13 protein-coding genes are annotated in these 14,110 nt (G+C 65.0%); 4 read left to right on the forward strand and 9 right to left on the reverse strand.

Translation table 11 applies throughout. The features are described from left to right. The first annotated feature begins 208 nt into the window (after positions 1-208). Complete coding sequence (locus tag RAD04_RS09320; protein WP_461623670.1) at positions 209-571, forward strand: hypothetical protein; 363 nt, start codon at positions 209-211, stop codon at positions 569-571. 109 nt (positions 572-680) lie between these two features. Here RAD04_RS09320 and RAD04_RS09325 read toward each other — a convergent pair whose 3' ends face one another. The 4 genes from RAD04_RS09325 to RAD04_RS09340 all read right to left on the reverse strand — a co-directional run bounded on the left by RAD04_RS09325 (position 681) and on the right by RAD04_RS09340 (position 3,529). After that, complete coding sequence (locus RAD04_RS09325) at positions 681-1,094, reverse strand: VOC family protein (RefSeq protein WP_461623517.1); 414 nt, start codon at positions 1,092-1,094, stop codon at positions 681-683. Positions 1,095-1,124: 30 nt separating this feature from the next. After that, positions 1,125-1,664 carry an SRPBCC family protein gene (locus tag RAD04_RS09330; RefSeq protein WP_461623518.1) on the reverse strand — a complete coding sequence of 180 codons (540 nt, stop codon included), beginning with the start codon at positions 1,662-1,664 and terminating at the stop codon, positions 1,125-1,127. A 207-nt stretch (positions 1,665-1,871) separates the two neighbouring features. Further along, positions 1,872-3,164 carry an RNA polymerase sigma factor gene (locus RAD04_RS09335; RefSeq protein ID WP_461623519.1) on the reverse strand — a complete coding sequence of 431 codons (1,293 nt, stop codon included), beginning with the start codon at positions 3,162-3,164 and terminating at the stop codon, positions 1,872-1,874. Then, a complete protein-coding gene (locus tag RAD04_RS09340; protein ID WP_028140339.1) occupies positions 3,161-3,529 on the reverse strand; it encodes a YciI family protein in 369 nt (122 codons plus the stop codon). Before RAD04_RS09340 ends, RAD04_RS09335 begins: the two co-directional genes overlap by 4 nt. A 140-nt stretch (positions 3,530-3,669) precedes the next feature. Here RAD04_RS09340 and RAD04_RS09345 point away from each other — a divergent pair, with 140 nt between their 5' ends. Both RAD04_RS09345 and RAD04_RS09350 read left to right on the forward strand, forming a co-directional pair. Then, the gene (locus tag RAD04_RS09345) at positions 3,670-4,635 is read left to right on the forward strand and encodes a 2-hydroxyacid dehydrogenase (protein ID WP_461623520.1); all 966 of its coding nucleotides are present in this window, start codon (positions 3,670-3,672) and stop codon (positions 4,633-4,635) included. Between the two features lie 312 nt (positions 4,636-4,947). After that, complete coding sequence (locus tag RAD04_RS09350) at positions 4,948-6,915, forward strand: methyl-accepting chemotaxis protein (protein ID WP_461623521.1); 1,968 nt, start codon at positions 4,948-4,950, stop codon at positions 6,913-6,915. 189 nt (positions 6,916-7,104) lie between these two features. Here RAD04_RS09350 and RAD04_RS09355 read toward each other — a convergent pair whose 3' ends face one another. Continuing rightward, a complete protein-coding gene (locus tag RAD04_RS09355; protein WP_461623522.1) occupies positions 7,105-7,767 on the reverse strand; it encodes a TetR/AcrR family transcriptional regulator in 663 nt (220 codons plus the stop codon). Between the two features lie 103 nt (positions 7,768-7,870). Here RAD04_RS09355 and RAD04_RS09360 point away from each other — a divergent pair, with 103 nt between their 5' ends. Beyond that, complete coding sequence (locus RAD04_RS09360) at positions 7,871-8,515, forward strand: glutathione binding-like protein (protein ID WP_461623523.1); 645 nt, start codon at positions 7,871-7,873, stop codon at positions 8,513-8,515. Positions 8,516-9,474: 959 nt separating this feature from the next. Here the strand turns inward: RAD04_RS09360 and RAD04_RS09365 are convergent. Genes RAD04_RS09365 through RAD04_RS09380 form a run of 4 tightly spaced genes read right to left on the reverse strand, consistent with a single transcriptional unit; the run spans position 9,475 to position 14,108 of the window. Beyond that, positions 9,475-10,779 (reverse strand): TRAP transporter large permease, encoded by a 1,305-nt coding sequence (locus RAD04_RS09365; RefSeq protein ID WP_461623524.1) that lies wholly within the window; start codon positions 10,777-10,779, stop codon positions 9,475-9,477. A 31-nt stretch (positions 10,780-10,810) separates the two neighbouring features. Next, positions 10,811-11,404, reverse strand: a complete 594-nt coding sequence (locus RAD04_RS09370) for a TRAP transporter small permease subunit (protein WP_461623525.1) — start codon at positions 11,402-11,404, stop codon at positions 10,811-10,813. Between the two features lie 10 nt (positions 11,405-11,414). Further along, positions 11,415-12,416 carry a TRAP transporter substrate-binding protein gene (locus tag RAD04_RS09375; protein ID WP_461623526.1) on the reverse strand — a complete coding sequence of 334 codons (1,002 nt, stop codon included), beginning with the start codon at positions 12,414-12,416 and terminating at the stop codon, positions 11,415-11,417. Between the two features lie 33 nt (positions 12,417-12,449). Beyond that, positions 12,450-14,108 carry a hydantoinase B/oxoprolinase family protein gene (locus RAD04_RS09380; RefSeq protein WP_461623527.1) on the reverse strand — a complete coding sequence of 553 codons (1,659 nt, stop codon included), beginning with the start codon at positions 14,106-14,108 and terminating at the stop codon, positions 12,450-12,452. Positions 14,109-14,110: the final 2 nt, after the last annotated feature.

Below are 14,110 nucleotides of genomic sequence, written 5' to 3' on the forward strand. Positions count from 1 at the left end.
TTACAGCCCAATATTGCGTCAATTGTTGTGCGATGCAGTCCGCATGGTTTCACGAAGCGGCCTCACTGCTCCCGCAAAGTGATGCGAATCGTGCGTTCATTCCTCGGCCACGCCGGCCAATCGTTTGCCTTAAGTTCCATTTGACTGATGCGATGCAAGTTTCCCGTGCGGAAGCTTGCGCATTTGCGCATCGAACTTTGGGTCCGGCATGATACGACGCGGCTTCATTTTGCTTACTTTCTGCACAGCGCTGCTTGGATGTGCAGTCGCATCGGCGCAGGAGCGTCGCCCGATCGCATGGGATGGCCTTGGCCAGGACCCCAACAAAGGCTCGAACCGCCCGCATGTCGCGAAACGGCGCGCGACGAACCCCGCGCCCGCGGCAAGTGATCCCAATCAGGAACGGGAACGAGTGCTCGGCACCTTGCGGCCATACTCGGAGGCGTGGTGGGCGATCCATGACGAGATCGAAGCCGAGAACGACAAGCAGCTCGGCACCAAGCTCGTGATCTGCCCTCGCTGCGTTCAGTCGCCGCAACAAAGCGAGGACGCGACCGGATCGATCCGTTGAGCGAGCTCACGACCGATCCGGGTATGACGCGATAAATCCAGGCGTCCCCTCTCCCGCGACAGTGCAGAGAGGGGATTGCGACTCAACAGATCATGCAGGCTCGCGCCTGTCACATCCCTTCGGCCGGACAGTTCACCATCCAGGGAATGCCGAACTTGTCGACGCACATGCCAAAGCCCTTGGCCCAGAACGTCTTGCTGAACGGCATGGTGACGCTGCCGCCATCGGCGAGCGCGTTGAACTTACGCTCGCCATCTGCAGGGTCCTTGACCGTGAGTGAGATCGAAAAGCCTTGCGGCTTGGCGAAATGCTCCGGCGGCGCGTCGGAAGCCATCAGCACGCTGCCGTCGGGCAATGACATCCGCGCATGCATGATCATCTTCTCGCGGCCGGGCGCGGCGGGCATGTCCGGCGGCGCCTCCGATGACCGCATCATGGCGTCGATCTTGCCGCCAAGGACCTTGGCGTAGAAGTTGAACGCAGCTTCGCAGGTGTCCTGATAGAACAGATAAGCGTTGAGCATCGTTTCTCTCCTCTTCGTTTGCAGTGAGGCTTATTGCTTCTCGGTGAGCTTCTTCAGGCTGATGAGGCCGGCATCGAAATCCTTGCCGATCATGCTGTCCATGTTGATGAACACTTGCATGATCTTGGACATGAACGGAGCCGGACCGTACATCGCCCATGTGACCAGAGTGGCATCGCCTTGCGGCACAAAGGTGAACTCGGCGGTGTTGTGACCTTCGAACGGCCGCTCGAAATCGAGCTTGATGCGAAGCTTGGACGGCCCGGTCGCCTCGAGGATCTCCATGCGGCCGGCGCCGACATTGTTGTTGCCGTCCCAGGCATAGGTCGCGCCCTTGCCTCCCTCAGATCCACCGAAGGTACGCTTCATGGCGGGATCGCGGGTCTCATAGGGGGACCAGTTGGTCCAGCGGCGGAAATCGGCGACCTGCGGATAGATCGCACCGGCCGGCGCCTTCACCGCGAGGCTCCGCTCGACGCGGAAGGTGTCAGGTTTTGTCAGGGCAAAGGCAAGGACGCCCGCAAGTCCGGCGGCGAGCAGGATGGCGATAATGGCAACGGCTTTCAGCATGAGGAGCTCCGTGGATACGGGCTTAGGACGAACGGAAACGGCGGAGGCCGACAATTGAAGACGAAATTATTCTGCCGTCATTCCGGGGCACCCGAAGGGTGAACTATGGTGCGCTATTGCGCACCTGAGAATCTCGAGATTCCCCGGTGCGCAAGTGCGCACCTGAGGTCTGGTCCTTCGGACCATCCCGGAATGACGCGTACGCCGTCACTTCACTTTCGCGCTCTGCCGCGCGCCGGACTTCGGCTGGCTGTCCCGGATCAGGCGATCGATGTGCATGCGGATGTGGGCCGCCTCTGCGGATGTGTTGGCAAGCGCGATGGCGCGGTCGAAGGCGACACGCGCCTCGTCGTTGCGGCCGAGCTGCATCAGGAAGGCGCCGCGCACGCCGTAGAAATGGAAGTAGTTGGCGAGCTTCGGCGCAAGCGGCTCGATCAGATCGAGCGCGGCTTGCGGCCCTTGCACCTTCGAGACCGCGACCGCGCGGTTGAGCGTCACCACCGGAGACGGTTGCACGAGCTCGAGTGCGCCATAGAGCAGGTCGATCTGCGCCCAGTCGGTCTCCTCCGGCGTCGGCGCGCGGGCATGCAATGCAGCGATCGCGGCCTGGATCTGATAGGGCCCGCTGCGGCGATGCCGCATCGCCTTGTCGATCAGCGCCAGCCCTTCCGCAATCATGGTGCTGTTCCAAAGCGAACGGTCCTGGTCGTCCAGCAGGATCAGCGAGCCGTCGGCGGCAAAGCGCGCGGCACTGCGTGCATGCTGCAGCAAGATGAGCGCCGTGAGCCCCATGATCTCCGGCTCGCTCGGAAACAGCCTGAGCAGCAGGCGCCCCAGCCGGATCGCCTCCTCGCAGAGTGGCTTGCGGATCTCCGCGGTGTCGCCGCTCGCCGAATAGCCCTCGTTGAAGATCAGATAGATCATCGCCGCGACACCGGCGAGCCGCTCGGAGCGCTCGATTGCGCCGGGCGCTTCGAACGGCGTTCCGGCTTCGGCGACCTTCGCCTTGGCGCGGGTGATGCGCTGCTCCATCGCCGCTTCCGAAACCAGGAAGGCGCGCGCGATCTGCTTCACGGTGAGGCCCGAGACGATGCGCAGCGCCAGCGCGATCTGCTGCGTCGCCGGCAATTGCGGATGGCAGCAGATGAACATCAACCGCAAGATGTCGTCGCGGTAGTGCGAGCCGTCCAGCCGCTCGGCCAGCGCGCCTTCGGCGTCGTCGAGATCGGAGATCGCCTGATCGTCCTCCGGCAGCGGCTGCTGCTTGCGGGTTCGGCGCACCTCGTCGATGGCGGCATTGCGGCCGACCATGATCAGCCAGGCCGCGGGATCGCGCGGCGGCCCGTTCTGCGGCCAGGACTTGAGCGCGCGCAGGGAGGCGTTCTGGAACGCCTCCTCGGCGGTGTCGAGATCGCGGAAATAACGCAGCAACGCGCCGACCGCCTGGGGTCGCGCCGAGGTCAGCGCGGTCTCGATCCAGGAGGTATCGGTCTCGCTCACGTCAGGTTTCCTCCGGGCCGGAACACGCCGACGGGACGCACCTCATATGCGCCGCCGGGATTGGCAGCGCCAAGGTCGCGGGCGACGTCGAGCGCCTCATCGAGATTCTTGCAGTCGACGATGTAGAAGCCGAGCAGCTGCTCCTTGGTCTCGGCATAAGGGCCGTCCAGCACCAGCGGCGGATCTTCCTTGCGCAAGGTCGCAGCTGCCGTGGTCGGCAGCAGCCGCGCGACCGGCCCGAGCCGGCCCTGCTGGGTGAGCTTCTCCTGCACCACGGCGAGCTTCTTCATCACGGCCTCGTCCTGCTCCTTGCTCCAGGAGCCGACGAAGTCCTCATCGTGATAGCAAAGGATGGCATAAAGCATAGGCGACACTTTCCTCGTCTGTTCTAAAGACGCGCCAATATGCCCCGCCCCGACAGGACTGCGCAAAAAATTTGCGAGAAAAATCCGGCAGATCGTGCCAAGGAGGGCCTTCGTAAGCGGAACCCGACGAGGCACTTCGAATGACCAAGGGCACACTGGCCGTCCTGATCAACAGCACGCAGCAGAACTGGTTGCCGGAGCGCTGGAAGGCCCGGTTTGATGCTGTCTGCGGCGGCCGCCGTGTGGTGCTGCTGCCGGATTCCACGCTCGATCCCGCCGAGGTGCACTATGCCACGGTGTGGAAGCCGGTGCCCGGCGATCTCGGCGCCTTCCCCAATCTGCGGGCGATCTTCAATCTCGGCGCCGGCGTCGATGCGCTGATGGCGGACAAGAGCCTGCCCGATGTGCCGCTGGTCCGGGTCGCCGTACCCGACCTGACCGGCCGCATGACTGAATATGTCGTGCTGCACGTGCTGATGCATCACCGCCAGGAGCTCTATTTGCGGGACTCGCAGCGGGCAAAACGCTGGGAGCCGAAATATCAATGGCCTGCGAGCGCGGTCACGGTTGGCGTCATGGGGCTTGGCACGTTAGGAGCGGATGCGGCCGACGTGCTGCGCCGGCTCGGCTTCCGCGTCGCCGGCTGGAGCCGCAGCCCGCGCACGATCGACGGCGTCGAATGCTTCCATGGCACCGCCGGCATGGATGCCTTCCTGCGCAAGACCGACATCCTGGTCTGCCTGCTGCCGCTGACGCCCGACACGCACGGCATCCTCAACCGCGACGTCTTCACCAAGCTCAACCGCAACAGCCCGCTCGGCGCGCCGGTGCTGATCAATGCCGGCCGCGGGGGCTTGCAGAACGAGGCCGACATCCTCGCCTGCCTCGACGACGGCACGCTGGGCGCCGCCTCGCTCGACGTCTTCGTGCAGGAGCCGCAGCCGGCGGACAGCCGGTTCTGGACCCATCCCAAGGTGGTGCTGACGCCCCACAACGCAGCCGACACCGACGCGGACGCGATCTCGGCCTATGTCGCCGAGCAGATCGCACGGTTCGAGGCCGGCGGCGCGTTGGAGAACGTGGTGGACCGGACCAGGGGGTATTGAGGCTCGGCTGTCCGGGGAGGCGCCCGCGCGCCTTATACTCGCCGTCGTCCCCGCCTAGTGCGCAATTGCGCACGGGCGCGGGGACCCATACCGCGTGATCTATCGATCGCGCACAATTGCAGTACCGAGCGACCAGTCTTCGCCAAACTTCTCCCTGTGGTTATGGGTCCCCGCGTGCGCGGGGACGACAGCTGTGCTCTTGGCCGCATCCCGCTCCCCCACAACCACAGCGCTCCGCCGGTATCCCGTTCACCCTCTCTTAGCGAGAAGTTGATAAGCGTTGTTAACCAACGCTCAAACAACGAGTCGAACATGCGCGCGAGCCTCGGCCTCAGGATGCGGATCACGGTTGCCCTCGCGGTGACGGCGGCGGCAACCGCCCTGTTTGCGGTGCTCGGGGCGATGTGGATCATCGCGGGGATCATCGACCGCGCCGACCAGCGCGAGCTGCAGAGCCATTATGATGCCCTTCAGTCGCGCATCGCCGAGGAATCGCACCGGGCCGCCGCCATGAGCACGGTCGTGGCCGCGATGCCGGCGACGCAGGATGCGATGGCCAAGCAGGACCGCAACGCCCTGATAGCCCTGTTCGGGCCGGTCTTTGCCGCGACCAAATCGGAATACGGTGTCGAGCAGTTCCAGTTCCATGTGGCGCCAGCGACCTCGTTCCTGCGCGTGCACCAGCCCGCCAAGTTCGGCGACGACCTCAGTGGATTCCGCAAGACCGTCGTCGTCGCCAACCAGGATCGCAAGGTCGTGGTCGGCCTCGAAGGCGGCGTCGCCGGGCTCGGTATCCGCGGCGTGGTGCCGATCGCGCAAGGGGCTAAGCATCTCGGCTCGGTCGAATTCGGCCTGACCTTCGGCCAGTCCTTCCTCGACGATTTCAAGACCAACCGCCATGTCGACGTCGCCTTCCACCTCGCCGACGGCTCGGGCTTCAAGCTGTTCGGCGGCACGCTGAAGGGCAAGAGCTTCTTCGACGCGGCCGATTACGGCCGCGCTACCACAGGCAGCTTCACGGTGAAGCGGGCCAAGCTCGACAACACGCCGGTGGCAGCGCTGCTCGGACCGATCAAGGATTTTTCCGGAAAGCCGCTCGGCGCCGTCGAGCTGGTGATGGACAATGCCGATTACGAGGCCTCGGCCGACCGCGCCTGGATGCTCGCGATCGCGATCGCCGCGATCGGGCTCGTACTTGCCGCCATCGTCGGCTATCTCATCGCCCGCAGCATCTCGCGTCCGATCCTCTCCATCACGTCCGTCATGCGCGAGCTCGCAGACGGCCGGACCGACGTCACCATCCCCGCCAGCAAGGCGAATGACGAGGTCGGGGCGATGGTGAAGGCGGTCGCGGTGTTCCGCGACAACGCCGTCAGCTTTGGCAAGCTTCAGGCCGAGCAGCTGGAGGCCAAGGCGCAGTCCGAAGCGGAGAAGCGGCGCGCCTTCGCTGCGCTTGCCGACAATTTCGAGGCCAGCATCCGCGACGTCGTCACCACGGTGTCCTCGGCTGCGGTCGAGATGGAGCATACGGCGCGGTCGATGTCGGCCATCGTCGAGCAGTCCCGACAGCAGACGCGCGCGGTGTCGTCGGCCTCGACACTGGCCTCGGAGAATGTGCAGACCGTCGCGGCGGCGGCGGAGGAGCTGTCCTCGTCGATGACCGAGATCAGCCGGCGCCTCGCCCACGCGACCGAAGTGGTGGGCAAGGCCGCGAGCGACGGACGGCGCTCGAACGAGCGCGTGCAGAGCCTGGCGGACGCGGCGCAAAAGATCGGTGACGTCGTCTCCTTCATCAACGGCATCGCGGGCCAGACCAACCTGCTGGCGCTGAACGCGACGATCGAAGCGGCGCGCGCGGGCGAAGCCGGCCGCGGCTTTGCCGTGGTCGCCTCCGAGGTCAAGGCACTGGCGACGCAGACGGCGAAGGCGACCGAAGAGATCGGGGCACAGGTCAACGCGGTGCAGGGCGAGACATCAGGCGCTGTGGACGGCATCCAGTCGATCTGCGCGACGATCCAGCAGGTCGACGAAATCTCCGCCGCGATCGCCGCAGCCGTCGGCCAGCAGGGCACGGCGACGCAGGAGATCGCACAGAACGTCCAGCAGGCGGCTGCCCGCACCGGCGAGGTCTCGCAGAACATCTCCGGTGTCACTGCCGGCATCGCCGCAACGGGCACGGCGGCCGAGGAGGTGCTGGGTTCGGCGATCGAGCTGTCGAAGCAGTCGCAGCGACTGCGGGACGAGGTGGATCGCTTCCTCGCGCAGATCCGCGCGGCGTAGCTGGACGCAGGATCGCGCAGCATACTCACTGTCGTCCCCGCGAAGGCGGGGACCCAAACCGCGTGATCTACCAATAGCGCGCGGTGTTCGTCTCGAAGACTCTTCAACTGCGAATCTTCGCCAAACCGCTCCCTGGGGCTATGGGTCCCGGATCTGCGCGCGCTTTGGGCGCATTGTCCGGGACGACGTCTACTGCTTGGCCCCCACCATCACATCGATCGCGCCCTTCACGATCGCCTCCAGCTCCTTGCGCGCCACGCGCGCGCGCGAGCGGATGGCGATGGTGTGGACGGTGGCTGATGCGATCTGCGCCAGCACGACCGGATCGGCGCTCTCCGGCAACTCGCCGTTCTCCTTGGCGCGGCGGAAGCAGTTTGCAAAGGCCTTGTCGAGCTCGGTCAGACCATCGAGCACCATGGCGCGGATCTCGGGATCGCCTACGGCTTCTGACGCCGCGGTCACCACCGTAAAACAGCCGCGCGGACCGGTCTCGCCGGAGAGATAGATGTTGAGCGCGGAGGCGAAGATGCGTTCCAGCCGCTGACGCACCGGCATCTCCTCGCGGAAGATCGCGGCCATGGAAGCCCGCGCGTCCTCGCGGTAGCGCTGATAGCTCTTGATGTAGAGCTCCCGCTTGTCGCCAAAGGCGCCGTAGAGGCTCGGGCGGTTCATTCCGGTCGCTTCGCTCAAATCATCGAGCGAGGTCGCGGCAAAACCCTGCCTGCGGAACAGGTCGAGCGCCTTGCCGAGTGCAACGTCGGGCTCGTAGGCGCGTGGACGGCCGCGGCGCTTGGGTTGGCCGCGGCGCTCGGGTTCACTGGCAGCAGCTGGCGGCTTCGATTTTTGTACCATTTCGCAATTTAATCCTTGACCGATCCTATATTATGCAAGATGGTACAAAAATCAATCTGGCCAGGTTGAGCGAAATCTCAGGAATTGCCCAAGGAGGCTACAGATGGATCTCTATTTCTCGCCGCTCGCCTGTTCGATGGCGACCCGCGTCGCGCTGTATGAAGCCGGTGCCGAGGCCAACTATCTCGAGGTCGACCCGCCGACCAAGACCGTGCTGAACGACGGCTCCGACTTCCGCGCCGTCAATCCGATCGGCCTGGTGCCGACGCTGCGCACCGACGAGGGCGTGGTTCTGACCGAGAACGCGGCAATCCTGCAATATGTTGCCGACCGCTTCCCGCAATCCGGGCTCGGCGCCGCGGCAGGCATCGATCGCACGCGTCTGCATCAATGGCTCTGCTTCATCGGCACCGAACTTCATAAGGGCCTCTTCATCCCGCTGCTCGACCGCAAGGCGCCGCAGGAGGCCAAGGCCTATGCCCTCGAGAAGAACCTGTCGCGGCTCGACTATCTCGACAACTACCTGAAGGGGCGCGACTACCTGCTCGACCATTTCAGCGTCGCCGACGCTTACCTGGTCACGGTCATCAACTGGACCATGGCGACGCCGCCGATCGAGCTCGCGAAATGGCCGAACGTGAAGGCCTATTACGAGCGCCTGCGCCATCGGCCGTCAGTTGCGAAGGCGGTTGCTGAAGAGTTCGAGCTGTACAAGGCCGAGCTCGCGCGCAAGAAGGCGGCGGCGTAAGCCGAACTGAACACCCCTTCGCTGCTCCTCGCGCAAGACGTCGTCCCTGCCGACAAGGCCGGGACAGCGTTTTGCGCGCCTCTCTCGTGTCCCGGACGCGCTGCAGCGTTCTCACGCTGCTGCGCAGAGCCGGGACCCAGATGGCCGCACATTCCGCTGATGCATGGGCCCCGGCTCTGCAGCGCACCACGCCGCGAAGACGCGGCGCGTTGCGCTGCGTCCGGGCACGAGACCGTTGTTTAGCGATGGACATGACTGCTTATTCTCGCGGCCTGACTTGCCCGAGCTTTGCTGATCTCTTCCGCCCTAATAATAGCAAGGGCGCAGGGAAGGCCGGGCGCCGGCTGGCACCCGAAGTCCCGCGTGTGCTAAAGAAGCGCGCACGGGGTGGACGACAGGTGTGCCGGTCGCCCGGCCTTCCCTGCGCGATGGTTTTCACGGTGTCCTTCGTGCTCTCCTCGGGGAGCGATGCACTATTGCCCCCGTCGCCTTGCGGATGTGTGATGCGCGCGCCGGTTGGCCGCCACATCACCGCAGGACTTGACGCACAGACCCCGGGCGTCAGGACCACACGACTTCTCCGTCCGCGCACATCTTCGCTGGGTTCTCCATGGCTGGCGTGCGCTCGCCGTCGAGGCCATTCGAAGACGCTGTCAGCGCCGTGTCGTACCGCGCCTGCCGCTGCTCACGGTTTCCCGCCCTGCAGCTACCACGCGCGCCGACGCCGTCGCGGCCACCGCATCCCGGCCCGCGTCCCGTGACGATCGCGAAACGCCCCTTGTGGCGGGCGGGATGTTTCGGCTTGTACGGCAAAACCGAACTTCTGTAAATTCGAATATTTTGTGTAGGGATATCGACCCAGCGCTGGCGTGTTTTGCCCGTCGGGCAACACAACGGATGGTAGGCGGGGCGGACGGCCTGGCCGGGAGCTGTCGAAAGTGCCGGCGTCGAGATGTTGACTACCCGTACAGCACCCGCGGTAGAATCGTGACGATGCCGGGCCAGAGCGTCAGCAGCAGCACGAAGCCGATCATGATCATCAGGTAGGGCATCGTGACGCGCGCGATGTAGCCGAGGCCGTCCTCGGTGAGACCCTGGATGACGAACAGGTTGAAGCCGACGGGCGGCGTAATCTGCGCCATCTCGACCGCGAGCACGAGGAAGATGCCGAACCAGATCTCGTCGAATCCCGCCCCCTTCACGATGGGCAGCACGATCGGCAAAGTCATCACGATCATCGAGAACCCGTCGAGGAAGCAGCCGAGGATCAGGTAGAAGACGACCAGCACCACGATCAGCATGAAGGGCGACAATCCCAAGCCCTTCACGAAGGCGGCGACCGCCTGCGGGATGCCGAGAAAGGCCGCGGCATTGCCGAGGATCGAGGCGCCGAGCACGATCAGCGCGATCATCGAGCAGGTCACGACCGAGCCGATCAGCACGTCGCGCATCACCTGCTGCGACATCGAGCCCTGCGCCCAGGCGACCAGCGCCGCGCCGAGCACGCCGACGGCGGCGGCTTCCGACGGCGTCGCGAGCCCGCCATACATAGAGCCGAGCACGCAGGCGATCAGGAACAGCGCCGGCGCGAGGTCCTTCAGCGCGGCGAAGCGCTCGCTCCAGGGCACCTGCGAAAGCTTCGCTTCCGTCTCCGGCACCATCGCGGGCTTGAGGCTGGTATGCAGCATCACCCAGCCCATGAAGGTTGCAGCGAGCAGCAGGCCGGGCAGCACGCCGGCGGTGAACAGCTTCAGGATCGAGACGTCGCCGAGCACGCCGTAGATGATCATGATGTTGGACGGCGGGATCAGGAAGCCGAGCGTGCCGGCGCCGGCGAGCGAGCCGATCGCGATGTCGCGCGAATAGCCGCGGCGCAGCAGCTCGTTGAGCGACATGCGGCCGATCACCTGCGTGGTCGCGGCCGACGAGCCCGAGATCGCCGCAAAGATGGTGCAGCCTATCACGTTGACATGCAGAAGGCGGCCCGGCAGAAGACCCGCCCAGGGCGCCAGCCCCTGAAACAGCGAGCGCGACAGGCGGGTGCGAAACAGCAGCTCGCCCATCAGGATGAACAGCGGCAGCGCCAACAGCTCCTGCGTGGTCAGGATGTTCCAGGCGTATTGCGGCAACAGCTTGTCGAGTGGGATCGAGCGGAACATCGCGAGCAGAAGCGTCGCGGTGAGCGCGAGAGTGAGGCCAATCCACACGCCGCAGGCCAGCAGCGCAAACAGGATCGCGAACAGGGCGACGACTTCGATGGTCATGCGATCTTGAATCCGGGTGCGGGCGTGGCGGTCATTCGACGGGAGAGGCCTTCATGCGGTGATCCTCCAGCGGCAGACCGAGCACGGCCTGGATCGCGCGTGCCAGGAATTGCAGCGTGAGCAGCAGCATGCCGAAGGTGACGACGGCCTCCGGAAACCACAGCGGCGTATCGCTGGAGGTCGAGACCTGGCCGCGCGTATACGCGGCAAAGGCGAACTTCGCCATGGCGGAGGTCAGGAACGCCATGAAGGCGAAGCCGGCGGCCGCCGAGAGAATCTCGAGCGCGCGCTGCACCGGCACTGGTGCATTCTTGAGCAGCAGCACGACGCGGATGTGGCCGCCGACGCGCAGGGTCATGGCGGCGCCGAAGGTGAAGGACGCCGCCATCAGGTAAGACGAGTACTCCCAGGCAATCGAGATCGTCGGCGGGAAGAACGACAGTAAATTCGAGAGGAAGCGAGTTGCGACCTCGCACAGCATCAGCAGCGTCAGCATCAACAGGCATCCGCCGCCGATCCAGCCGTCGAGACGGCCGAGCCGATCGATGCCATCGAGCAGGATGCGCAGCGGCGCGGGCGCCGCTGCATTGAGGCTTTGCGGTGCTTCGGGCGAAAAGCTCACCAAGATCCCGCCCTCAGCCGCGCTTCATGTCGGCGAGATAGGCCCGCACCGGTTTGTCGGCCGCCGGCACGCGCTTGAGGAAGGCATCCAGCTGCGGTGCGGTCTTGGCCCGGATATCCGTCATCATCGCGTCCGAGACCGGCACAACCTCCATGCCGCCCTCCTTGAGGCGGTTGAGGCTGTCGACGTCGGCCTTGAGCGAGTTCGCCCAGAAGCCCGGCTCCATCTTAGCGGCGATATCCGCCACGAGCTTCTGCTGATCGGCGCCGAGCGCCTTCCAGGAATCCAGATTGACGGTGAGCATCTGCGACGACCAGACGTGGTTGGTCGGGTAGACATATTTCAGGAATTCCCAGAACTTGCCGTCGACGCCCGACACCGACGAAGTGGAGACGCCGGCCACCGCGCCGGAGGCGAGCGCGGGAATCGTTTCGCCCCAGGGGATCATCACGGCGGCCATGCCGATCGCATTCAGCATATCGACCGCATTCTTGTCGGGCACGCGGATCTTGATGTTCTTCAGACCCTCGACGTCGCCGACCTTTGCCTTGAGATGCAGATACTGCGTCGGCCACGGCACGATGTAGAGGATCTTCTGGTTGTTGCGTGCGGCGATCTTCTCGTATTCGGGCCGCACATATTTGTGCAGCACCTTCAGCTCGTCCACCGAGCCGCAGAGAAACGGGATGCTCTCGACGCCCATGAAGGGCTCGTCGCCGACCTGCTGGATGTTGAGGACGTCGGCGAGCGGCACCAGGCCGTCGCGCACGGCGCGCAAATGCTCGGGTCCCTTGAAGCCGAGCTGGCCACCGGCCTTCACGGTGATCGCGACCGAGCCGCCGGTCTGCTTCTTCACCTCCTCGGCGAAGGCCATCGCATTCTGAGTGTGGAAATTGCCGTCGGGCCAGACCGTCGACATGTCCCAATTCGTCGTCGCCGCCCGGGCGCGGGTCGAGATGTGACCTGCGGCAAGCAGCGTCGCTGCGCCCGCGGTGAAATTCCTTCGCGTGATCATTGAGCCCCTCCGTTTACCAAGCGCTTCGACGCGTCACCGCGTGTACCCATAAACCTCGACCGCGTTGTCTGAAGATACGAGGCCGCTTTCGATGTCGTCCCTGACCGCCGCGCGATCGCGCGTCGTGGGGGCACCGATGCCGGCGCCGCCGGGCGTCAGCACCACCAGCCGGTCATCCGGCGGCACCTGCTGAAAGCCTTTTCCACGCAGCTTCTTCCCGGACTTGAGGCCGACATAGCCGGCCTCGCCGTTCTGGCCGCCATCGCGCCCGCGCGGCGGATGATCGATGCGGTCGAACGCCGCCAGGATGTCGAACGGCGCATCGACGCCGCTGCCGACCTCGATGATCTGCCCGAGGCCGCCGCGGGTGCGCCCTGCCCCGCCGGAATCCGGACGCAGCTCCTTGCGCCAGAAGATCAGCGGCGTCTGCGTCTCCGCGATCTCGACCGGCGTGCCGCGCACGCCGCTGGGATAGGCGGTGGCCGACAGCCCGTCCTTGCCGAAGCGCGCACCGGTGCCGCCATTGGAGGTCACCGCCATCGAGAATCCGTAATTGCCGCCGACGCCGCTTCGGGTCTGGCCGCGGACGTTGAGATTCCACAGGCAGGAGGTGCCTTCGGCCGGAACGCGCTCGGGAATGATCTGGCGCAGGCAGCCGAACACCACGTCAGGCAGCATCTGGCCGATGATGTGGCGCGAGGCGACCGGCGCGGGTTTGGGCGCATTCAGGATCGCGCCTGCGGGTGCCGACACCGTCAGCGGCGACAGCGAGCCGGCATTGTTCGGGATCTGCGACGCCACGACACAGCCGAGGCCGAACACGGTGTAGGCGGTGGTGTAGGACAAGGGCACGTTGATGCCGAACTTCGAGGCCGCGGAAGTGCCGTCGAAATCGACATGGATGCCCGCATCCGAGATCGTCAGCGTCGCCGCCAGCGTGACCGGGGCATCATAGCCGTCGACCACCATGGTGTTGCGCCAGCTGCCCTTCGGCAGCTTGGCGATCTCGGCGAGCACGGCCTCGCGCGAGCGGTCGCAGATGTAATCGCCGAGCTCATCGAGCGTGTCGATGCCGAACTCGGTCATCATCTCGACCAGCCGCTCGCAGCCGACGTCGTTGCAGCCGGCCAGCGAATAGGTGTCGCCTTCGGTATCGATCGGCAGCCGCGTGTTGGTGCGGATCATCGCCATCAGCGTCTCGTTGACGACGCCCTGATCGATCAGCTTCAGCATGGGAATGTAGAGCCCCTCCATGAACACGTCGGTGGCGTCAGGCCCGAAGCCGATGCCGCCGATGTCCATGAGATGGCTGGTGCAGGAGAACAGCGCGACGACCTTGCCGTCCTTGAAGCAGGGGGTGGTGACGACGAAGTCGTTGAGATGACCGGTGCCCATCCAGGGATCGTTGGTGATGTAGGCGTCACCTTCCTTCATCGTATCCAGTGGGAAGTGATTGATGAAATGCTTGACCGATTCCGCCATCGAATTGACGTGACCGGGCGTGCCGGTCACGGCCTGCGCCAGCATGCGCCCCTTGAGGTCGAACACGCCGGCCGAGAGGTCACCGCATTCGCGCACGATCGGGCTGAAGGCGGTGCGGAGCAGCACCTGGGCCTGCTCCTCGACCACGGCGATCAGCCGGTGCCACATGATCTGAAGGTCGATCAGGCTCGCGCCATTTGCCTTGCTCATGA

The organism is Bradyrhizobium sp. 25ACV (genome assembly GCF_054863005.1).

Excerpts from the sequence above, each read along its gene's own strand:
- RAD04_RS09320 (WP_461623670.1), top strand. The coding sequence starts at position 209 with ATGATACGACGCGGCTTCATTTTGCTTACTTTCTGCACAGCGCTGCTT.
- RAD04_RS09325 (WP_461623517.1), bottom strand. The coding sequence starts at position 1,094 with ATGCTCAACGCTTATCTGTTCTATCAGGACACCTGCGAAGCTGCGTTC.
- RAD04_RS09330 (WP_461623518.1), bottom strand. The coding sequence starts at position 1,664 with ATGCTGAAAGCCGTTGCCATTATCGCCATCCTGCTCGCCGCCGGACTT.
- RAD04_RS09340 (WP_028140339.1), bottom strand. The coding sequence starts at position 3,529 with ATGCTTTATGCCATCCTTTGCTATCACGATGAGGACTTCGTCGGCTCC.
- RAD04_RS09345 (WP_461623520.1), top strand. The coding sequence starts at position 3,670 with ATGACCAAGGGCACACTGGCCGTCCTGATCAACAGCACGCAGCAGAAC.
- RAD04_RS09350 (WP_461623521.1), top strand. The coding sequence starts at position 4,948 with ATGCGCGCGAGCCTCGGCCTCAGGATGCGGATCACGGTTGCCCTCGCG.
- RAD04_RS09355 (WP_461623522.1), bottom strand. The coding sequence starts at position 7,767 with ATGGTACAAAAATCGAAGCCGCCAGCTGCTGCCAGTGAACCCGAGCGC.
- RAD04_RS09360 (WP_461623523.1), top strand. The coding sequence starts at position 7,871 with ATGGATCTCTATTTCTCGCCGCTCGCCTGTTCGATGGCGACCCGCGTC.
- RAD04_RS09365 (WP_461623524.1), bottom strand. The coding sequence starts at position 10,779 with ATGACCATCGAAGTCGTCGCCCTGTTCGCGATCCTGTTTGCGCTGCTG.
- RAD04_RS09375 (WP_461623526.1), bottom strand. The coding sequence starts at position 12,416 with ATGATCACGCGAAGGAATTTCACCGCGGGCGCAGCGACGCTGCTTGCC.
- RAD04_RS09380 (WP_461623527.1), bottom strand. The coding sequence starts at position 14,108 with ATGAGCAAGGCAAATGGCGCGAGCCTGATCGACCTTCAGATCATGTGG.